At 42.1% G+C, this 20593-nt stretch carries 15 protein-coding genes and 3 pseudogenes; 15 read left to right on the top strand and 3 right to left on the bottom strand.

The genetic code is table 11. The features are described 5' to 3' along the window. Window positions 1-833: 833 nt before the first annotated feature. The gene (locus APHWEB_RS03690; protein ID WP_011451114.1) at window positions 834-2468 is read right to left on the bottom strand and encodes an ABC transporter permease; all 1635 of its coding nucleotides are present in this window, start codon (window positions 2466-2468) and stop codon (window positions 834-836) included. Window positions 2469-3589: 1121 nt separating this feature from the next. On the opposite strand from APHWEB_RS03690, the gene APHWEB_RS03685 reads away from it, so the two are divergent. The 10 genes from APHWEB_RS03685 (at window position 3590) to APHWEB_RS06405 (ending at window position 11873) form a co-directional block, all read left to right on the top strand. After that, complete coding sequence (locus APHWEB_RS03685; RefSeq protein WP_011451117.1) at window positions 3590-4606, top strand: NAD(P)H-dependent flavin oxidoreductase; 1017 nt, start codon at window positions 3590-3592, stop codon at window positions 4604-4606. 163 nt (window positions 4607-4769) lie between these two features. Then, a complete protein-coding gene (locus tag APHWEB_RS03680; RefSeq protein WP_011451118.1) occupies window positions 4770-5399 on the top strand; it encodes an SCO family protein in 630 nt (209 codons plus the stop codon). Window positions 5400-5449: 50 nt separating this feature from the next. Beyond that, on the top strand, window positions 5450-6469 hold the full coding sequence (locus tag APHWEB_RS03675; RefSeq protein WP_011451119.1) for a substrate-binding domain-containing protein: 1020 nt from the start codon (window positions 5450-5452) through the stop codon (window positions 6467-6469). Between the two features lie 111 nt (window positions 6470-6580). Further along, window positions 6581-6856: a 30S ribosomal protein S21 gene (rpsU, locus tag APHWEB_RS03670; RefSeq protein WP_011451120.1), complete on the top strand. Its 276-nt coding sequence runs from the start codon at window positions 6581-6583 to the stop codon at window positions 6854-6856. A gap of 92 nt (window positions 6857-6948) precedes the next feature. Continuing rightward, the gene (gene sucC / locus APHWEB_RS03665) at window positions 6949-8115 is read left to right on the top strand and encodes an ADP-forming succinate--CoA ligase subunit beta (protein WP_011451121.1); all 1167 of its coding nucleotides are present in this window, start codon (window positions 6949-6951) and stop codon (window positions 8113-8115) included. Between the two features lie 8 nt (window positions 8116-8123). Next, window positions 8124-9011 (top strand): succinate--CoA ligase subunit alpha, encoded by an 888-nt coding sequence (gene sucD / locus APHWEB_RS03660; RefSeq protein WP_020849415.1) that lies wholly within the window; start codon window positions 8124-8126, stop codon window positions 9009-9011. Window positions 9012-9431: 420 nt separating this feature from the next. After that, window positions 9432-9590, top strand: a complete 159-nt coding sequence (locus APHWEB_RS06415; protein ID WP_155370107.1) for a hypothetical protein — start codon at window positions 9432-9434, stop codon at window positions 9588-9590. A 22-nt stretch (window positions 9591-9612) separates the two neighbouring features. Continuing rightward, on the top strand, window positions 9613-9765 hold the full coding sequence (locus APHWEB_RS06410) for a hypothetical protein (protein WP_020849057.1): 153 nt from the start codon (window positions 9613-9615) through the stop codon (window positions 9763-9765). Between the two features lie 786 nt (window positions 9766-10551). Next, window positions 10552-11361: an ATP-binding protein gene (locus APHWEB_RS03655; protein WP_011451125.1), complete on the top strand. Its 810-nt coding sequence runs from the start codon at window positions 10552-10554 to the stop codon at window positions 11359-11361. A 296-nt stretch (window positions 11362-11657) separates the two neighbouring features. Then, complete coding sequence (locus APHWEB_RS06405; protein ID WP_020849059.1) at window positions 11658-11873, top strand: hypothetical protein; 216 nt, start codon at window positions 11658-11660, stop codon at window positions 11871-11873. On the opposite strand, the gene alaS is transcribed toward APHWEB_RS06405, so the two are convergent. Beyond that, a complete protein-coding gene (gene alaS / locus APHWEB_RS03645; RefSeq protein WP_011451127.1) occupies window positions 11842-14472 on the bottom strand; it encodes an alanine--tRNA ligase in 2631 nt (876 codons plus the stop codon). The two genes, APHWEB_RS06405 and alaS, sit on opposite strands and share 32 nt — an antisense overlap. A 94-nt stretch (window positions 14473-14566) precedes the next feature. On the opposite strand from alaS, the gene pstC reads away from it, so the two are divergent. Further along, window positions 14567-15676, top strand: a complete 1110-nt coding sequence (pstC, locus tag APHWEB_RS03640) for a phosphate ABC transporter permease subunit PstC (RefSeq protein ID WP_044104310.1) — start codon at window positions 14567-14569, stop codon at window positions 15674-15676. Next, window positions 15676-16488, top strand: coding sequence for a type I glutamate--ammonia ligase (locus tag APHWEB_RS03635; protein WP_011451129.1), 813 nt, complete (start codon window positions 15676-15678; stop codon window positions 16486-16488). The genes pstC and APHWEB_RS03635 overlap by 1 nt, the downstream gene beginning before the upstream one ends. 11 nt (window positions 16489-16499) lie before the next feature. On the opposite strand, the gene APHWEB_RS03630 is transcribed toward APHWEB_RS03635, so the two are convergent. Next, entirely contained in the window at window positions 16500-17291 is a 792-nt protein-coding gene (locus APHWEB_RS03630) for an MBL fold metallo-hydrolase (RefSeq protein WP_011451130.1), read from the bottom strand. 570 nt (window positions 17292-17861) lie between these two features. On the opposite strand from APHWEB_RS03630, the pseudogene APHWEB_RS07150 reads away from it, so the two are divergent. The 3 pseudogenes from APHWEB_RS07150 to APHWEB_RS06375 form a co-directional block, all read left to right on the top strand. After that, window positions 17862-18661: pseudogene (locus APHWEB_RS07150) on the top strand (hypothetical protein); the annotation flags it as partial. Between the two features lie 416 nt (window positions 18662-19077). Continuing rightward, window positions 19078-19688 (top strand): annotated as a pseudogene (locus APHWEB_RS06750) (P44/Msp2 family outer membrane protein); the annotation flags it as partial. A 119-nt stretch (window positions 19689-19807) separates the two neighbouring features. Next, window positions 19808-20371, top strand: a pseudogene (locus APHWEB_RS06375) (P44/Msp2 family outer membrane protein); the annotation flags it as partial. Between the last annotated feature and the right edge of the window lie 222 nt (window positions 20372-20593).

Raw genomic sequence — 20593 nt, 5'->3', positions numbered from 1 at the left:
ATATCTGCCTTTGAAATTGTATATAAAAGCGCTTCTTCATACTCAGAATATTTGATGTAATTATTGCAATCCTATCTATAAGATGCTCATAAATACTTAATTCTTTTTCTAGCAACATTCACAGAGTCTAATACTCTACTTATGAAACGTTCCTTATGCTTTTCACGCTTTTTGGTATTGTTTCTAGTCGTAGCACTACAATCTTCTCTAGCATCTTTCTGGTCTTGCTACGTACAAGAGGATATCTTCGTATCCACGGGTTTACGTGCAGTAACTGTACGTTCTTCTTTAGTACCCTAGTATAGAGATTATATAATAAGGAGAAAAGATCCTCAATATAGCTACTATCTTGGATTCCCATATAAGAACTTGTAACGCCTGTTGTTTTTATAGATGAGATCTACATGGAGGACCACTGCGTTTTTATCAACATCACGTATTAGGAATATCTTATTGTCAAAGAGTGCTCTCCCTCAACCAATAACCTATTGCGCTGCGGATATCGCTCTGTATGTATATGCGCACTATTGGTGACAACACCCTGCCCCGAAACTAATTGCTAAGATAAGTAAAATGGATGAACAAGCTCTTTAGCACCAAAAGGTATGTACTACATCTTTTGCAGGGATTTCTTGCAGTCACAATATTATCTATACTCACACCCCTTGCACTGAACGTACCCCGCTGTGCGTGTATGTAGCACCCTTGGTGACGATAATCTTCTTGTCAATTAATTTCCAGGATGAGCGAAGTTTAAGAAATGGACAAAATAGAAAACGTGCGTCTGGGAACATAATTTATCCCCAAACCTCAAGTCAATATTATTAGCGCGTCTATGCCCTATACGAGTTTACCCTATTTTCCTGCACCTTATCATATTGAAATATCTGGAACAAAATGATTACAGCTATAAACCCTAAAAATACTATTGCCAATGCATATGGAGCTGCATCCATCTGACGCTCATCACCTACCAACTCATAAATGCGCGTAGATAGGGTCTCGAAGTTGAATGGTCGTATTATCAAAGTAGCAGATAATTCTTTTATAGAATCTATAAATACAAGCAAAAATCCTACAAGGATGCTCTTTTTCAGCATCGGGATGTGTACATTAACACACGTATGCACGGCTCCGTGTCCCATTAACCTGGCAGACCAATCAACTTCCCGAGGAATTTTATTGAAACCTGACTCAATAGGTCCTACAGATGCCGCAAGAAAACGAAAAGTATACGCATATAAAAGACCTACTACAGTACCTATGAGAGCAATACCGAAAAAGTGATCATTAATAAACCTCGATACTTCTCCAAGTAGTATTACTATTCCCACTGCAGTGATAGTACTAGGAATTGCGTACCCCATAGAAAGAAACCTCACTACATAAGTAAGACCACCGCGCTCTCTGGCAAAACAGGCCATTATTATTGATATAGTCACAACTATTAACGCCGCGGCAGCTGAAATCCCCACACTATTAGTCAAGGCAATGAAAAACTCGTGCCAATTAGTTTGAGAAACTCGCTCAAATGTCCAACAAATCAATGGTACAATTGGCAAAATGAAGCCCATAAAAACTGTTAAGGTACATACTAAGTATATAAACGCGAGCACCCACTTACTGTTAAAATGCCATCTATGGCAGTAATTAGTATTCATCTTGATTGTTGAATATGATGCATCTTCTCTGCGTAACCATTTCTCTACGGCAATAAGACAGAACATAAGGCTTATCGCTATAAGTGCTAGTAAGCATGCAGAATACTTGTCGTGCAACAAAAACCAGTGCCTGTATATACCTGTAGTAAAAGTATTTATTGTGAGAAATTGAGGCGTCCCAAAATCTGCCACCACTTCCATAAGAACTAAAAAAATACCCGCGACAACAGAGGGCCACACCGCAGGAATAACCACAGATAATAAAATCTTGTATCTTGAACAACACAACGTAGTCGCCACAGCAACACTATTCCTTATGGCTATGAAAGCCGTCCTCGCAAGCATGTATACATATGGATATAAGTTAAACCCTATAATCAATACACAGAAGAAGAGTGACTTCACATCGGGAAAATAATAGTCTCCTTTACCCCAGCCAAAAACTTCACGCAATGTGCTTTGCACCGGTCCTGCAAATCCGAAAGTGTTCACGTATACATATGCTACTATATACCCAGGTATTGAGAGTGGTAAAAATAACGCAACTTCAAATATCCTGCGTCCTGGAAACGAATAGTAAGTTATAAACCAAGCACTCATAACCCCAACAAATAGCACTACCGCACCAGCACCTATCATTAGCACTATGGTATTAAACGTGTATTCCGGTAATAACGTAGAAAGCAAGCCTATCCCGTTCCCTATGTTTTCTGTCAGAAACACCATGACTAGAGAGAAAATTGGCAACGCAAACAAAACAGCTAAGGCAGCGAAAAACAGATTCCTTGAAAACCTAAGTAACACCATAGAGATGTATTGTGAATTGACTGTTGTGGAGTATAGTTTGTATTACTCCTCTGATCACTTAAAAAGTATATGTTTATCGGCTATGATCTTACGTGATCATTCCCCACCCTAACCACATTTTAAAATCCTGTATTTGCATAGGCCCCACCCATGATAGCAAACCTGCTACCTAGGAAATCTATCCCCCTTTTCTAGAAATGAGCTAGCATGTAGAGATACCTAAAATTATTCTCTCAAAACCAACCTTTGCTCTAACATGAGGCACAAGACGTGCTTTTAAATGTACCTGGGGCAAAAAGCCACAGAACCTAAACACATGTACCACTTGTGTACTTTAAGCCACAAAGAGTACATGCCATTTAGCCTTGTCATGCATTCCACAAGTGCATACACCTGAATTTTTCTCCTGCGCACACATACGTTATAGACTACAGAACCCTGAGATAAAAAACTGCCTTTCAATGCTACATTCACACTCTGTGCGTAATAGTAGTTTCAATTATCAAAAACGTATGTTAACGCGCCGATATGAAGGACTTGAAGCATGGTTTATGAATTTTCTCATAAAATAAAAATCCAGAACTCCCTGTAGTTTCACAATAAAAACAGTATTACAAATTTTTGTTGTAGGTACGTGTGACATTATGTTATATATGCGGGCCAATTTGCTGGTTTTATGATGCGTAGGCGCTTTCGCATAGTTTTGGCTATGTGGATTTTACTCATCAGTAACTGTGGTCTATGCGTGTTATTTTGTCGTGCTTTCTGAAGCTTACGTGGCGTTGGTCGCCGCGTCAATAGCTGCACAGGGGTGGGTGTGGTGTATATCTATTTTTGTGTAAGTTTGCGAGTTTATCTGTTGTGTGTTCATGTGTGTTTTTTTGCCCTTACAAGCGTTAGAGTATACAAACGTATGCATGTGAGGGGAAAAATTCAAATGTATGCACTTGTGGAATGCATGACAAGGCTAAATGGCATGTACTCTTTGTGGCTTAAAGTACACAAGTGGTACATGTGTTTAGGTTCTGTGGCTTTTTGCCCCAGGTACATTTAAAAGCACGTCTTGTACCTCATGTTAGAGCAAAGGTTGGTTTTGAGAGAATAATTTTAGGTATCTCTACATGCTAGCTCATTTGTGGAAAAGAGGGATAGATTTCCTAGGTAGCAGGTTTGCTATCATGGGTGGGGCTATGAGCTGGGTATCAGAGCCGTATCTAGTCTCAGCAATCTCCAATGCTGGGGGGTTTGGAGTCCTAGCCTGCGGTGCAATGTCTACATCAGACTTAAAAACAGCTATAGAGAAGACATTTGAGCTGACGTCCTTGCCTTTCGGAGTGAATCTCATAGTTATGCACCCGGACTTGGATAGTCTTATAGATACATGTTTGCAAGCTGGTGTTTCACATATTGTGCTGGCTGGAGGAATACCGAGCGGTAAAGTTATCTCTACCATAAAGAATTCTAATGCGCGTAGTATGTGCTTTGCACCCTCACTGTCTGTAGCCCGGAGGTTGGTTAGAATGGGAGTTGATGCCTTAATAATAGAGGGCATGGAGGCAGGAGGGCATATAGGCCCTGTAAGCACGTCTGTTTTAGCTCAAGAGATACTACCTTTTTTTAGAAAAAGTCCTCAATTGTGTGATGTTCCTGTATTTATTGCGGGAGGCATAGGTACTGGAGACATGATAGGGAGTTACTTAAAAATGGGTGCCTGTGGTTGTCAGATAGGCACATTGTTTGTGTGTGCGAGCGAGTCAAGGGCCCATAAAAACTTCAAAGAGGCGTTTATTAAATCTTCTTCTAGGGATGCAGTTCCCACTGTTCAATTAAGTACAGAATTTCCCGTATTACCTGTTAGGGCAATCACCAATTCCGCGAGTATGCGTTTTGTAGATTTGCAACGCGAGGTAATAGAAATGTACAATTCTGGAGAGATTTCAAAGGAAGAAGGGCAGCTGCGAATTGAGAAGTTTTGGGCAGGGTCTCTGCGTAAGGCGGTTGTTGATGGTGACGTGGAAGATGGGTCCTTAATGGCGGGGCAAAGCGTAGGTTTAATCAACGAGGTACGGAGTGTGAAGCAAATCATCAGTGATCTGGTTGTTGAAGCTGAGAGTTACCTTTCTGAATGTCAATCGTAGTAGGATTTTTATTTGGGATGAAATTGCTATTTCGCTGTGCTTTTGGGCGCTATTCACGCTGGGGTTGCTTGACCTGTGTCAGCATAGGTGCTACGATGGCTTTCTATATCTTTGCCTACTAACCTGGGTGAAAGATTTTTGGATATTCGATGAGGCTTGATAGATGAAGACTTTTAAGACTGTCTCTAACCTTCTTCTGCTAGTGGCAACTGTGTTTCTGGGGTATTCGTATGTTAACAAAAAGGGAATATTCAGTGACATGGGTGCTAAATTAAGTAGTACTGACACTGTGGTTGAACAAGCGCCGATATTGGCTTCTTTTACTGATCTGATAAATCAAGAAGGTCAGGTTGTTAGTAGCACTGATTTTGCTGGGAAGCACATGTTGCTTATGTTCGGCTTTTCTTCATGCAAGCACATATGTCCTGCGGAACTTGGTATGGTATCGCAACTTTTAAACAAGTTGGGTGAGACTGCTGATAAACTTCAAGCTGTTTTCATAACTATTGATCCCAAAAATGACACTGTTGAAAGGTTAAATGAGTATCACAAAGCCTTTGATAGTCGAATTCAGATGCTGACTGGGGATGAGGAAGTTATTCGCAATGTAGTGAATAATTATAAGGTATACGTAGGTGAGTCTGATAGTGAAGGAGATATTAATCACTCATCGTTTTTGTACTTGGTTGATGCCGACGGAAGATATGTAGGGCATTTTGCTCCTGATTTTGATGAATACGAAAGTCAAGTAGGTAGACTTTTTGATTTCGTTAATAAGTACCTTAATTCTTAGTTAGGGTTATGGTGTTATAGTCTTGTGTTAGCTTTGGTACAACCATGAGAATGGAGATTGTTCGCTTTGTATTTTTTTTAGCGTGTGCGTTAATTTCCTTGGAAGTACGGGCTGATCACATAAGGGTTGTTGGTTCATCTTCTGTATTTCCGTTCATTTCTTCCATAGCTGAAGAATTTGGAAGGTTTTCCTCTTATAGAACTCCTGTAATAGAGTCTGTAGGCAGTGGGATGGGGTTTAATATGTTTTGCGCGGGCGCAAATCCTGGAACTCCTGATGTCGCAATGTCTTCAAGAAAGATAAAGGATGCTGAGCTGGCTTTATGCGCTTCCAACGGTGTACATGACGTTATAGAAATTGGGCTTGGCTATGACGGTATAGTAATTGCAAGCTCGCGACAAAAAGCTCAAATCGATCTTCGCTTGAAAGATTTATACAGTGCACTCAGTAAATACAGTCTTACGGATGAATATGGGCAAATCCCGATGAATAAGTATGGAAAATGGTCAGAGATACGCTCTGATCTGCCTGAGCACGATATTGAGGTCTATGGACCGCATAAGAATGCTGGAACTTATGATATTCTTCTAGATTATGTAGTTAGGGCAGTTTGCGTCAGTGCAAAGAATTTTGTTGATACATATCATGACGTTGAGGAAAGAAAAAGTATCTGCAGTGAGATTAGAAATGATGGTAAGTACATTGAGGTAGCGACAAGTGAGAATGTAATTATTCAAAAAGTTTCTAAGAATAGCAGTGCTTTTGGTATCTTGAGTTTTAGCTTTTTGATAAAAAATCAGAATGAGGTTCAGGGAAATAAAGTTGCTGGGGTTGAGCCGACTTATGAAACCATTGCCTCAGGTAAGTATGTTTTATCAAGGCCTATGTACATATATGTTAAGAAAGAGCATCTCAATACCACTGCTGGCCTTCGGGAGTTCATAAAAGAGGTGTTACGTCCTGAATCAATCGGCAGTGGAGGTTATCTAGTAAATTTAGGCTTTATTCCCTTAACAGAAGAGAAGTTACAAGAAACTCGAAGTGTTGTAGAGAAGTTAATTGCCGAATAAAGCGCTTCTGCTCTAGCTATGGCTTATTCTGCATCGGTGAGAAAAGGTTTGACCACGTGGTTTGTTGTGCTATCATTCTGGACTGTGCGTTTTATTCTTTAGAGGTTGGGTTTGGTTGAAGTTGTTGTATATCATGGTGACATCGAGCAGGGCATTCGAACTTTAAAAAAGAAGCTCCAGCGTGAAGGTAAGCCTAGACAGATGAAGATTGTGCATCATGAAAAACCTTCGGAGAAGCGTGTAAGAAAACGTGATGATTGTGAGAGGCGTCGTAAGAAATTGCATGGAGCGCCATCAGAGCCACAGGGTGGCAGGTTCAAGATTAGTGCTAGGCATTTTAAGATTCAGAGATCACTGATTACTGGTGAAGGGTCAAGCGCTGATTAAGGCTGGCATCCGTTTATTTTTGCTTTTTTGTTGGTGTGTTTATTGAGTGTGAGCTGGCACTCTGAGTTTTTGTGTTTTGTGGGGCAATAGCTGTGAATGTTCATGAATTTCAGGCCAAGGGTATACTGAGTGGCTTTGATGTCCGGGTTCCTAAGGGTGTTGTTGTTAGGTCTGTCGAAGAGGTAGATAGCGCGCTGGGAAGCTTGGCTGCGGGCATAGTCGCTGTGAAAGCTCAGATTCATGCTGGTGGTAGGGGTAAAGCGGGTGGAGTAAAAATAGGAAAGGCGCGTGAAGAGGTGGCGGATCTGGTTAAGAGTATGCTGGGATCTGTCTTGGTAACGCATCAAACTTCGGCTGCGGGTCAAAAAGTACATGCTGTATATTTAGAAGAAGGCGTATCGATAAAGAAAGAGTATTACCTAGGTGCGGTTGTTGATCGCAAAGCGGGGATGGTTAGTGTTATCTTTTCCAGTGAAGGTGGGATGGATATAGAGGAAGTTGCTCATAGTCGGCCTGAAATGGTGGTTGTTGTTAATGTTGATCCTGTATATGGTTTTCTCGATTTTCATGGTCGGAAGCTCTGCTACGGACTTGGTTTGAAGAAAGAGCAGGTTGTTCAGATTACGGCGATGGCGCGAAAAGTATGTCGTGCGCTTATGGAAACTGACGCGAGTCAAGTAGAGATAAATCCTCTTGTAGAGACAACTTGTGGCGAGTTTATTGCTCTTGATGCAAAAATGACGTTCGATGACAATGGTTTGTTTAGGCGACCTGAGATCGTAAAATTGACTGATCCTCATGAGTATAGTGAGGAGGAGTTAGAGGCTGCAAAGTATGGGTTAAGTTATATAAAGTTGGATGGTAACATTGGCTGCATGGTAAATGGGGCTGGGTTGGCCATGGCGACTATGGATATAGTGAAATATTATGGTGGCGAGCCGGCAAACTTCCTAGATGTCGGTGGAGGTGCTAGTAAGGACACGGTACGGGAGGCGTTTAAGATTATCTTGCGTAGTGGGGTCGATGGTATACTGGTGAATATATTTGGCGGGATCATGCGCTGTGATGTTATAGCTGCTGGTATAATCGAGTCTGCTAAGGAAATTGGAGTGAGTGTGCCGATGGTTGTGCGGTTATCTGGTACAAATTACAAAATTGGAAAGGAGATGCTGGATGCGTCTGGTCTTAGCATAGTGACAGCTGAAAACTTGGATGAGGCAGCTCGTTTTGTTGTAGATTTGGTCGGGAAAAGGGGGTAGCGGCTTGTATGTCGGTTCTGGTAGATAAAAATACAAAGGTTATATGTCAGGGTTTTACGGGATCGCAGGGAACCTTTCACTCTGAGCAAGCTATAGCGTATGGGACTAACATGGTAGGGGGTGTGACGCCTGGTAAGGGTGGAACTGAACATCTTGGTCTACCGGTTTTTGATACTGTGGCTCAGGCTAAGGAGGCGACGGGGGCTAATGCTTCTGTTATATATGTGCCTGCTGCTTTTGCTGCTGATGCAATTTTAGAGGCTCTAGAAGCGGAAATAGAGCTGATAGTATGTATTACTGAGGGTATTCCAGTTTTGGATATGGTGCGTGTAAAACGTGCTCTACGAGGATCTAGGAGCAGGCTTATAGGGCCGAATTGCCCTGGTATAATCACTCCTGAAGAGTGTAAGATTGGCATTATGCCTGGATATATTCATACAAAGGGAAATGTAGGTGTTGTATCGCGATCTGGAACGTTGACCTACGAAGCCGTTGCGCAAACTACAGCTGTTGGATTAGGGCAGTCGACTTGTATTGGTATTGGTGGTGATCCGGTTCATGGTCTTACCTTTGCTGAATGTGTGGAGTTGTTCATGAATGACGACGATACGCATTGCATAGTGATGATAGGTGAGATAGGTGGTTCTGAGGAAGAAGAGGCTGTAGAGTACATGCAATCTCTTGAGAAGAAGAAGCCGATGATCGGGTTTGTCGCTGGGCAGACTGCTCCTGCAGGGCGTAGGATGGGGCATGCTGGTGCTATAACTTCAGGAAACTCTGGTACTGCGAAAGGTAAGATTGAGTTTATGGAACGTGCTGGGGTTGTGGTAGCTGCTACGCCTGCGGTGATAGGGAAAACTGTACTTGAGGTAATGCAATCTCAAGGGCTTGTATAAATTTGCGCACTGGTCTGTAGTTTGACTTCGAAGTTATTCTCAGGATGTAAGGCTTTCCTAATATTGTGGTAGCTCTGTGTGAGGGGTGAGGTCTACTGGGTGAATATCTTGTGATGCCGCACAAAGTTTTGTTTTATGGGCGTGTAGGGTATAATCTTAGTGGGAAGCTGCAGGTGTGTTGTGTTGAAATCGTTTCTGGAGAGGTCTTTCATCTTAGCATCACCAACATCCCTCTCCTGATCTGCGCGAGATTCTGCAGGTTCTCATCCCTCTCCAGCAGCTATAACTTCGTCACCTAGGTCATCTGTTTCGGAAGTTTTAAATAAGGAAAGCGCTAATACTACTCGGCCAAAGCCTGCTAATAGCTAGTTCTCAGTTTTACAAGAGTTATGAATAGCTGACGGCGTTCTCTGCAGTGCGGTGATAGGCGGTTTTTTTCATGAATGGTGTTATTCTACCGTTGTCATGGCGGGAGGTGATAGTGGTATCGGGGGGCGTCGTGTTAGATGCCTTACGGCGGATGTAGTGTGTAGTTTGACTTCGAAGTTATACTCAAAAGGTGAGCTTTACTGCTGTTGAGATCTAGGTCTTAAGGTGTGGAATGGTCTACTACATTAGGAGCGTTTATGGAACCGGACGGAGTAATGCTGGGGTTGTCATGCTGAATCTAAGTGCTAAAGGAAAAGGGGTTAATACGTCTCGTGCTGCAGTGCTGGGCTGTGATTGGCGGGCAGGTTCTTTTATTAGCGCGTGATTGGGATGCGTGATTATATGTTATGCTGCTGATCTGGTATGAGGAGTGATGTAATAAGAGGTTAGTGTGTCTTGTGCTGTAGGAATGTTTGAAGTCTCGAGAGACTTCGGTGAGGCTATAGCGCTTTGCAAAGCGATTGATTTACAGCTTATTGTCTGAGGCTGAAGTACCATACTGAGGCTGCTGAGCTTCAGTAAGGAAGTATGCATCATAGAAAATAACCGATTTTTGTTAGTTTGGGATCTTTGCTGTATCTGTATATCGCTACGCTATATGCTTGATGATAGTGTGTTTTATATAGTGCGGAGTTGTGCTTATATAGGTATACATAACTTGAAAGACGCTCTGATATATGTTTTATACTCAGTGTAACCCTTGTGGCTGAGCTGGTTTTCTAGCTCTCTGCTTTGTTCATTTTTTCTCGCAGTTCTTCCATCTACTTTTTCTTGTTCATTGTCACTCTGAACTTTTATTTTCTTTAAACTCTAGTCCTATGTAAAGGTGCGCAAGGTAGTTTTAGTTACCTATCCATCATAGCATAGATTTTAGTGAAATGTGCATCCAGATTGAGCTTTGCATTTGAGTCTTTTGCACTGCAATACATCTTTAGTACGATTGATATAGGACATGATCAAGTGGCGTCTGTGAGGATAATTAATTATATGTGTGCACTTTAGGTCTGGAGAAAAGGGCTTGGGCTTAGAATAGCGTTTAACTAACTGTATAAATTTCTGACTCACTGCGTAGCGATCTTTACATACTTTTCACTGGAAGATATGGGTATTCATGGGAGGTAGTGGCATAGATGGGCTTGCTGGTATAAGGGAGCGCTCTGTGATTGGGGATGTGACAATTATTAGACCTTTGCTAGATTTTACACGTCGGGAAATACAAGAATATGCTATTCAACATCAGCAACCATGGATTGAAGACCCTAGCAATAGTGACCCAAAATACAGACGAACTTTTTACCGGAACTTTATAAATAACTGCAAGCATCCGGAGATACTGATAAGCAGGCTAAGCAGCACAGCTCTGCATATGCAGCGGTCCTTAAGCTGTATCTTACACTATGTACAGAATGCTTTGGACAGCTGTTTGGAATTTACTCCCTTCGGATACGTAGTAATCAAGCACGATGTTTTTCGTAATTTGCAGGATGAGATCGCCAGCAGGTTGTTTCTGCTTCTCATCATGACTATTGGCAACAAACCTTTGAAGCCCAGGTTTTCTAAGTTCTCTTCTGCACTCTCTAAGGTACGTTCTACTGCTGGTTTTGCTTCTTTTACCTTGCATGGCTGTATGATACTCAAGACGTGTGATAGTAACATTATTGTTGCTAGGGAAGTATCCAGTATAGTCCCTAAAACTTATTTGCACGGTGAGACACGTCTACTGTGGGACTCTAGATTTGAGTTACATATTGAATTCTCAGATTGCTTTGACACGTCTTTACCTTCTACCTCTGAGATGTCGGAAAAACAGGAATCCACGTGTGGTAGTGTAACAGAACGCAAGGCTGCTTCTGCGATGCAGGTATCCATCAGCCCGCTAGATTCTAATCCTATACCGGAGCATTTGCGGGGTTATGCATAACACTAATTTCAGTAATAACTTCATAGTAAACAAACCCTATAAAATCTCTGACATACATTCGAGATTCTACTCTCTTCACAAGCTTTCACCTATTCTTTTAACTAAGGCTCACCCATAGGAAGGAACTATACGTAGACTATTCTGTACTAAATGGATGGGAAAGCACTAAGTTTCTTGATGACTCTGTGTGTTTGCTAAAAGCTTTCTCTCACTCTTTCCGCGGGTGTTATGTGTGCAAAAGCTGTTTCCTATGCAACGAAAAAGCATATCACAGCGGTTAATCATTGAGAATTATCATGCTTCAGGGCGCGGATGAGAATCAAAAATTGTATTTTCTTGTTCTTTCGGATGGCCACTGTCAGCTTATGTTAGCTCATGATATTGGTAACTACAGTAAATTGGGGGATGCAATCGATGATTCACTAGATGAAGCGTTTGATAAAGAATGCCTGGGTCAGGGTATCCGAGTGGTCTGGATACCTATGCTCCGCTATTTTGAATTGCGTCAATGACAGTTTGCCTTATGATCTCAGCTGCTTTTGCAGAATATTCGCTTGGTAGACTTGCTCTAGCTATACTGGCATTTCCTCCCCCTTTGCCTTGGATTTGCTGTAATGCTTTTACTATGTCTGTTGCTTTTATCCTTTTGATTGCAGACTCCCCTACCCCTACTATAAACGTTGTTCTCTTCCCATCTGTCGTTGAGATCGCTAGCACCTCATTGGTATGCATTTTCTCCTTAACATAGCTCGCTACTACCTCTACCGGTATGTTGCTGAACTCACCTACGTATAACTTTATCTCTGAACCAACTTCTATACATTTTGCACATGAATTCATGTGTGTATAGCATATTGTAGCCATCTTCTTATTTATCTCTCGTTGCTCTACAAATACCTTCTTAAGCTTCTCTATTACCTGGTCTACCGGAACGCTAAGACATTCCGCAACTTGTTGTAGCGATTCACTATCCCTGTTCATACTGCTCACAACCTCATGCCCAGTAATTGCCTCAATACGCCTTACTCCCTGTGCAATACCAGTCTCTGAGATAATTCGAAAAGCCCCAATATCCCCTGTGAAGCGTACGTGTGTGCCACCACATAGTTCTTTGGAACTACCCATGCTGACAACACGCACATTTTGATCATTATACTTCTCACCGAATAGGGCTATTGCTCCTTCCTGTACGGCATCTTCTAAGCTGCAATGATCGATGATTACAGGCTGATTTGCCATGATTTGCCTATTAACTTCCATTTCTACCGTGCGTAATTGCTCTTTAGTTAATGGCAACGCATGACTAAAATCAAAACGTAGCTTGTCAGCTGCGACTAAAGACCCTTTCTGTTGAATTCCCTCACCTATTAGTGTACGGAGCACAGATTGTAATATGTGCGTTGCAGAATGATTTGCCCTGAGCTTTTCACGGCGTTGCTTATCTACTACCGCTTCTACAACATCTCCTACCTTTAAGGTGCCTCTAATAACTCTTATTTTGTGTAAGTGAACATTATTAGACTTCGTTGTATCTACAACTTCTGCTACGCTACCGCATTTGGTCGTTACTACTTTGAGGAGGCCAGTATCACCCTCTTGCCCTCCAGACTCCGCATAAAAGGGCGTTATGTCTAGAACGGCTATCCCCTCTTCACCTTCACCCATTGAAGTAACGGCTTCTCCCGAACAGAATATCTCTTTGACCATAGATTTAACTCTATGATTCTCATACCCTACAAAACTAGTGGCCTTGTGCTTGTTTAAAATATGTGAGCTCGCGGTTTGTGCTTCACCTGAGCCCTTCCAATGCTTGCGTGACTGCTCTTTCTGCTTTGCCATGCATCTATTGAAGCCGTCTTCATCGAACTTTAGACCCCTTTCTTTTGCAACGTCGAGAGTGATGTCTAGCGGGAATCCATATGTGTCATATAGCTTAAATGCTATCTCTCCACTCAAGACTTCCCCCGACTTTAGACCTCGAATCTCTTGTTCGAGAATACCTGTGCCGCGACGCAAAGTATCAGCAAATCCATCTTCTTCTATCTTCAAAGTGGATACTATTGATTGTTCTGCCTTAACAATTTCAGGGTAAGCATTACCCATGTATCCCGCACTTCCCTCTCTAGTCAACACTGGAACCACTTCGTGCAGCGAGAATTTATCGCCGACAATTTGATATATATACCGAACAGCCCTTCTTATAATGCGTCGCAAAACGTAGTTACGCCCTTCATTTCCAGGAGTTAATCCCTCAGCTATTAGAAATGACGCCGCTCTCACGTGATCGGCTATTACGCGGTGAGCTATAGGGTGATCGTGTGAACCGAAAATGCTCCGTGATCTGTCTATAATAGCTTGGAACATGTCTGTCTCATAATTGTCACACACACCTTGCATGACTGCGGCAATGCGCTCAAGACCCATTCCTGTATCTATACACCCCCGAGGCAACTTATGTAGCTCACCCGATTCATCACGGTTATATTGCATAAACACCAGGTTCCATATTTCCGTGTACCGGGCACCATCACTTTCATCTGTTCCTGGAAGCCCTCCTGGTACACCGTCACCATAATCGTAAAAGATTTCCGAGCATGGTCCGCATGGACCGGTATCACCCATACTCCAAAAATTATCACTGGTTGAAATCCTAATGATTTTGTGGTCTGTATACCCAGTAATCTTCTTCCATATGTCAAAGGCCTCTTGATCTTCACTATACACTGTGATCCAGAGTCTCTCTTTGCTGAGGCCCAACTCTTTAGTAACAAACCTCCACGCTAATTCTATGGCAGTTTCCTTAAAATAATCACCGAAACTAAAGTTCCCCAACATCTCAAAGAATGTATGATGACGATTTGTATACCCCACGTTTTCTAAATCGTTGTGCTTTCCACCCGCTCTCAGACACTTTTGACTTGTTGTAGCCGTTTTTACATCTGAAACTCCAGTTATAAACCTCTGCTTAAAAGGCACCATGCCAGCATTAGTGAATAACAACGATGCGTCTCCTTCTGCAATTAGCGGTGCTGACGGATATCTTGTATGGCCTTGCTTCTCAAAAAAATCTAAAAAGGCCTCCCTTATGCCGCTTACAGAACTACTACTCATATGAAAAAACTGAAAGTGGTGTACAAATTTCTACATTATTAGCATACTAGTTACAAGTTTACTAACAAGAATTAGCTCTGAAATGATGCTTGCTATGGCACTTATTTTGGCCTTACCTCCTTTGGGATATTGCCTGTGGAGGTATTCTTCTTTCTGGAAGGTACGTGTGCCTTTTGTCTCCATCGTTGCAGGTCTGGCATTATTGTCAGGTTTGTTACTGCAGTCTTTTGGAAACGAGGCAATTTCCGCCATTGTTGTGTTATGTTCTGCAATCCTGATATTGTATACACTGCGCTTCGATAAGAGGTTCAAAGTGCTACAGAGCGCCATGCTCTTTTCTACTGCACTGTCTTTTTTGACTGTGATAGTGATTGCTGGATGCTTGGCTTTTAAATCAAAATTATTCTTTGCAGAGGTACCACTTTCCGACTTTATCTTTGGAACAACGTGGAATCCTGACTCTAAAGTAATAAACGGCCAGTTAGTGGGCTCTTTTGGGATATTACCCTTATTGAGCGGTACACTTCTTATAGTGATTGTATCAGTGACCGTGGCATTACCTCTTGGTCTGCTGTCCGCTATATATGTGAGCGAGTACTCCGATAAGAGGGTGCGTAACACTTTTAACACACTTTTGGAAATATTGTGTGGCATACCTACCGTAGTATACGGATATTTCGCAGTGGTTTTCCTATCACCGAACATACGAAGCCTAGCTAAATTTTGTGGATTCAATGCGCAGTCTGAAAATGCTCTTGTAGCTGGAATTGCCATTGGCATCATGATTCTTCCTTTCATAACACTACTAATTGAAAATGCCTTAAGGTCAGTACCAAAAATATTGAGATATGGCTCTATGGCCTTGGGTGCGACTCGAGCAGAAACAACTTGGCACATAGTCGTACCTTATGCACTTCCGGATATTTGCAGTTCTGTCATTCTGTCAATTTCACGGGTAATTGGGGAAACTATGATAGTGTTGATGGCTGCTGGGGTAACTGCGAGTTTTACATTTAATCCTTTGCATTCTGTTACTACCATTACTGTACAGATTGCCACTATCCTCACTGGGGACCAGAACTTCCAAAGTGTTCATACTTCCTCAGCTTATGCGCTTGGGCTTACGCTATTCATTATCACTTGGATGCTCAATTTGCTAGCTGCTTTCATTACTAGAAAAACTCGCATACCCTCCCGTACGTAATGCTCAAGAATGTCGTTACACATCTACGTGACAAGTTTGCTGCAACCCCACTTGTTGGTGTTGAGCTTGAGTTCTACATACACGGTCATGAAAATGGATTAGCGAAATTTCTGCAGCATATTTCACCCAAACTATGTCAGTTACGTTTTGATCTGTTAAAAGAAATTTGTGAACACCAATTCGAGTTAAGAACATACCATACTACTGATGTCAAACAGCTCCTTACTGACATTGCTAGAGCTAAAGACCTGATGTTTGAAATCGCAAAATCTTACGATTGCACCTTAGATTTCTCTGCAAAGCCGTTTCTTGACAAGGCTGGAAACGCGTTTCACATACATGTTAATCTTCTCGACCGCAACTCACAGAACATGTTCTTTATGGATAGATCTGGAAATAATTTGAGTGAAACTTTAACCTATAGCCTCGGTGGGCTATGCACCTTCATGAAAGAGCACATGATTTTATTTGCTCCGAATGAGAGCTCATACATGCGTTATACATATAATGACATTCACACGCCTACAACTATAAGCTGGGGTGGTAACAATAGAAGCACTGCGTTGCGCATACCCGATACTACACTATCACCACAGAACTGCAGAATTGAACACCGAGTTCCTGGAGCGGATTGCGATTATGACTCTGCCGTTACTGCCATACTATATGATATAGTACGGGGGATGGAGAAAAAAATACTACCCCCGAAAAAGACATTTGGAGTGGCTTCTGATGCTCAATATGGCTTAGAGAAACTTCCCTACTCACTAGATCGCGCAAAACTGCTGTTTTCTCCCATAGCTCTAGAATAGCAACGCATGCATCACAGCTCCAGCTCCAAGCCATCGTGTGCTACAACAACTTTTTGCCCCGGCAATTTACTATGCAAGTAATCTAAAAGTTGCTCATAATCTATGTCATGGCTCATGTGAGTAAAGACAGCTATATGCGGCTTCAATTCCCTAATCCATTCTATACATAGGTCCACATGAGCATGTGCACCCACTGCCTGATATCTGAGACACCCGAAGATAATCATATGCTTATTACGCAAGCGCTCCCATGATGCTTCAGGAAACGATTTTACATCTGTACAATATGCTACAGAATTATCAAATATGAACCCATTACTGTTTACCTCACCGTGAGATTGCTTAATCGCCATGATACTGAACTCACCGATATTGAACTCAACATTATGGCGAACTGGATTCACTGTTAAGTAATGGCACTTTTTCCATGGAGCCCCTGGCGTACTGGGTATGAAAAGATAAGCGTTACTGGCCGTGATCAATGCCAAAGTTCCAAAATCGCTATAGACTGGAATATGGTAACCAACCTTTGGGGTAAATGCCTGCAGCTCGGAAATTCCTGTTGTGTGATCTGCATGACAATGAGTAAATAAAACCGCATCCATGGTGTAAAAGTTTTGACGCAGCGCTTGGATGCGCAAATCTGGAGACGCATCAATTAACAAGCGCGTACTCCCCTTCTCTATGAGCGCAGACGTTCTTGTTCTCTTATTATGCGGATGTTCCGAGGCACACACCCCGCACTCACACCCGACCGATGGAACACCTACTGACGACCCACATCCAAGAATCGTAATTTTCATACAATGTGTTCTTTCACGCATCTGGACCGAAAAAGTGAGCGATGGTAACACTAACTCAAAGAACTATCAAGAAATTGTACTTCAGGATAAGAGAACATACAACTACTGGTTTATTTATTTACATTTGTTCGATAATTTTCTCCTAGAAAATTTTTAAGTATCATAACCACTATTAGTGCTAATCACTAACAGTGTCCACAGCCTCAGTGACGGGCTGCTTCTCCCGTGTTGGCAGGTCCGTATAATAGTTTCATACAGTTACCTAATATGAGATTACCTAACTATATAAGGATATCCTCTGAAACCTTGCAAAGGTTAGATGTAAGAGAAGTCTAATCTGTAACTAATGCGGATGGCGTTGAACGTATGACAGAGCCAGACTGGCTTGCAATTTCTGGAGATGTTATAAGGGTACACCCATAAAACTCTGGAACGTACCACCGTAATATGATCCTGATTCGAAAACACTGGGAAGTATTACAACGACCTATGAATCTCTAGGTACATCGATGGGGATATTAAGAGTCTAAATAATAAACCTATTATTTAGACCAAGGGTATAGGGGATAGAAGAATAGTATTATTAGAGAGGATGAAGCAGATACAGTATATCTACTAGCTAAGGAGTTAGCTTATGATGTTGTTACTGGGCAGACTGATAACCTTGCTGCTGCTCTTGCTAAGACCTCCGGTAAAGATATCGTTCAGTTTGCTAAGGCGGTGGAAATATCACACCCTACCATCGATGGGAAGGTTTGTAGTGGGGAACATGCTAGAGAGGCGGGTGCGCATAGCACGCAAAGCGGCTACGGAGCGTCAAGTAGCAGCGGGAACGATACGGAACAGTGTAGCGGGTTGACTACATCGCATATAAGGACAAAGAAGTTTAGCGATTTTGTTAAGGGTGCGAAAATAGGTGAGAAGAACTGGCCTAGGGGACAGCATAGCACTTCGAGCGGTGCGAAGGTTGGTGTGCCTGATAGTAATGCCAAAGCCGTAGCTAAAGACCTAATAGATCTTAATCGTGACGAAAAAACCATAGTAGCAGGGTTACTAGCTAAAACTATTGAAGGTGGTGAAGTTGTTGACGGTCTCTTCTACTTACAGCATGGTTAACCTTGGGCATGGATATTGGGGTTTTATAGTTATCAGAGAGCCTTACCATGCAGAGCTCAGAAGTTACTTTCAAATGCTCGGTGAAGTATAAGTATGTGTATTACATATAGATCTCTAGGTAGACTAAAAGCCTGCGCAATAAACCTTACTTTTAGCATAAGACTAAGAAATTAGGAAAAAGCCTAGGTGTTGTTCCTTATGCTTGCGTTGGTATTGGGGGTAACTTCGTGGGGGTTGTTGATGGGCATATCACAAACCACTCCGTCTTTGATCCTAAATACCCTAGGTAAGTAACGAGGCAAAATTAGTGCTTTATCACTCACGAAACAAACTACGATCAGCGATTTACCACACTTAGCAGGTCTGTACAGTGGTTTTATAATCTTACCTAGCTGAAATTACTTGCTACCTAGAAATCTCCACCGCGGACTTTATAAAGGTTATCTGTACTTCGAAGGAAGCTAATCTGTGGCTAATGAGGATGGTGTTTAGCACGTCATAAGTTCAAGCCTTCTTGAGGTTCCTGGGAATATTATAAGGGTGCACCTATAAAACCCTGGAACATATCACTGCAATACGATCCTGATTAAAAAACACTGATAAGTATGACAACTGCCTATAAATTGCTAGTTATCCCAAAAGCCTATGCAATAACTCTTATTATTGACACAAGACCAAGTGTATAAGGGATAGCGGAAGGGTATTATTAGAGAGTATGAAGTAGATACAGTATATATACTAGCTAAGGAGTTAGCTTATGATGTTGTTACTGGACAGACTGATAACCTTGCTGCTGCTCTTGCCAAAACCTCAGGTAAGGACATCGTTCAGTTTGCTAAGGCCGTGGAGATTTCTCATTCCGATATTGATGGGAAGATTTGTAGGACGAAGTCTGGCCAAAACCAGAATAATTATGCTAAGTATGCTGCAGAATCCGACGTAGTGAACTCCAGAGACAAATTTAACGTGGCACTGTGTGGAGGCACAGGTCCTGCAGGTAGCTCAAGTAACAACAGCACCGAACAACAGGTATTGCGAGACTTTGTTAGAGAAACTCTAAAAGATGGTAGTAAGAATTGGCCAACGTCTACAGGCACCGCACCCAAACCAGAACAAAACGACAACGCCAAAGCTGTCGCTAAAGACCTAACAAAACTCACTACCGAAGAAAAAACCATAGTAGCAGGGTTGCTTGCTAAAACTATTGAAGGTGGTGAAGTTGTAGAAATCAGGGCGGTTTCTTCTACTTCTGTGGTGGTTAATGCTGAATTTGAGATTATAAGGTTGTGCAGTATAGAGGGTTAGTTTTCGGCAGTGTAAAAATCATAATTAGCAGATGATCTGGAGCTTTATCATTCGATACCTAGAGTTTTATATAAAGCTATTAAGGATCTATTATTAGAGAGTATGAAGCAGATACAGTATATCTACTAGCTAAGGAGTTAGCTTATGATGTTGTTACTGGACAGACTGATAACCTTGCTGCTGCTCTTGCCAAAACCTCCGGTAAAGACATCGTCCAGTTTGCTAAGGCTCTTGGAATTGCTCATTCTAAGATCGATGATAAGATTTGTGTGGCGAAGCCAGGGACAACCACGAGCAATTTAGGAAAGTATGCTGTAATAACTGAGGGTGATACGAATGACGCGAGGATATCGTTGTGTGGTGGAAAGGCAGCCGGAACCGGTAACGATAACAAGAGCACGGAACAAAATGTTTTCAGGGATTTTGTTAGAGAAACGCTGAAGGATGGTAACCATAATTGGCCTACGTCAACTAGAAAGGCTGATAAGAGCGCAGGGCCGACACCTGTAACTAACGACAACGCCACCGCAGTAGCTACAGACCTAACAAAACTCACTTCTGAAGAAAAAACCATAGTAGCAGGGTTACTAGCTAAAACTATTGAAGGTGGAGAAGTTGTAGAAATAAGGGCGGTTTCTTCTACCTCAAGCATGGTTAACTTTGGGAGTATTGGCCGCAGTGGCTGGGTTATTAACCAAAATTTGGATTACATAATTGACGAGAGAGAACAAGCATCAGATTCTTTTTCAATCAAGCTTCTTAAGATCTTCTTCGTCAAAAAACATGCTACGTACTCCTTCAACCTCTTCTTTACGTATACGCATGCCAACAACGCGCTCTATCGCACGAACATCAGACTCATTTAACGCCTCATCTCGCTT

This window comes from Anaplasma phagocytophilum str. Webster (assembly GCF_000964685.1).
Lineage (GTDB): Bacteria > Pseudomonadota > Alphaproteobacteria > Rickettsiales > Anaplasmataceae > Anaplasma > Anaplasma phagocytophilum.
Note: the sequence above shows the minus strand (reverse complement) of the source record. Positions and strands in the feature narration are given on the sequence as shown.

What these genes read in the sequence shown, in the direction of transcription:
- APHWEB_RS03690 (WP_011451114.1), bottom strand. Translation starts at nt 2,468, where the DNA reads ATGGTGTTACTTAGGTTTTCAAGGAATCTGTTTTTCGCTGCCTTAGCT.
- APHWEB_RS03685 (WP_011451117.1), top strand. Translation starts at nt 3,590, where the DNA reads ATGCTAGCTCATTTGTGGAAAAGAGGGATAGATTTCCTAGGTAGCAGG.
- APHWEB_RS03680 (WP_011451118.1), top strand. Translation starts at nt 4,770, where the DNA reads ATGAAGACTTTTAAGACTGTCTCTAACCTTCTTCTGCTAGTGGCAACT.
- APHWEB_RS03675 (WP_011451119.1), top strand. Translation starts at nt 5,450, where the DNA reads ATGGAGATTGTTCGCTTTGTATTTTTTTTAGCGTGTGCGTTAATTTCC.
- sucD (WP_020849415.1), top strand. Translation starts at nt 8,124, where the DNA reads ATGTCGGTTCTGGTAGATAAAAATACAAAGGTTATATGTCAGGGTTTT.
- APHWEB_RS06410 (WP_020849057.1), top strand. Translation starts at nt 9,613, where the DNA reads ATGGTCTACTACATTAGGAGCGTTTATGGAACCGGACGGAGTAATGCT.
- APHWEB_RS03655 (WP_011451125.1), top strand. Translation starts at nt 10,552, where the DNA reads ATGGGAGGTAGTGGCATAGATGGGCTTGCTGGTATAAGGGAGCGCTCT.
- APHWEB_RS06405 (WP_020849059.1), top strand. Translation starts at nt 11,658, where the DNA reads ATGCTTCAGGGCGCGGATGAGAATCAAAAATTGTATTTTCTTGTTCTT.
- alaS (WP_011451127.1), bottom strand. Translation starts at nt 14,472, where the DNA reads ATGAGTAGTAGTTCTGTAAGCGGCATAAGGGAGGCCTTTTTAGATTTT.
- pstC (WP_044104310.1), top strand. Translation starts at nt 14,567, where the DNA reads ATGGCACTTATTTTGGCCTTACCTCCTTTGGGATATTGCCTGTGGAGG.
- APHWEB_RS03635 (WP_011451129.1), top strand. Translation starts at nt 15,676, where the DNA reads ATGCTCAAGAATGTCGTTACACATCTACGTGACAAGTTTGCTGCAACC.
- APHWEB_RS03630 (WP_011451130.1), bottom strand. Translation starts at nt 17,291, where the DNA reads ATGAAAATTACGATTCTTGGATGTGGGTCGTCAGTAGGTGTTCCATCG.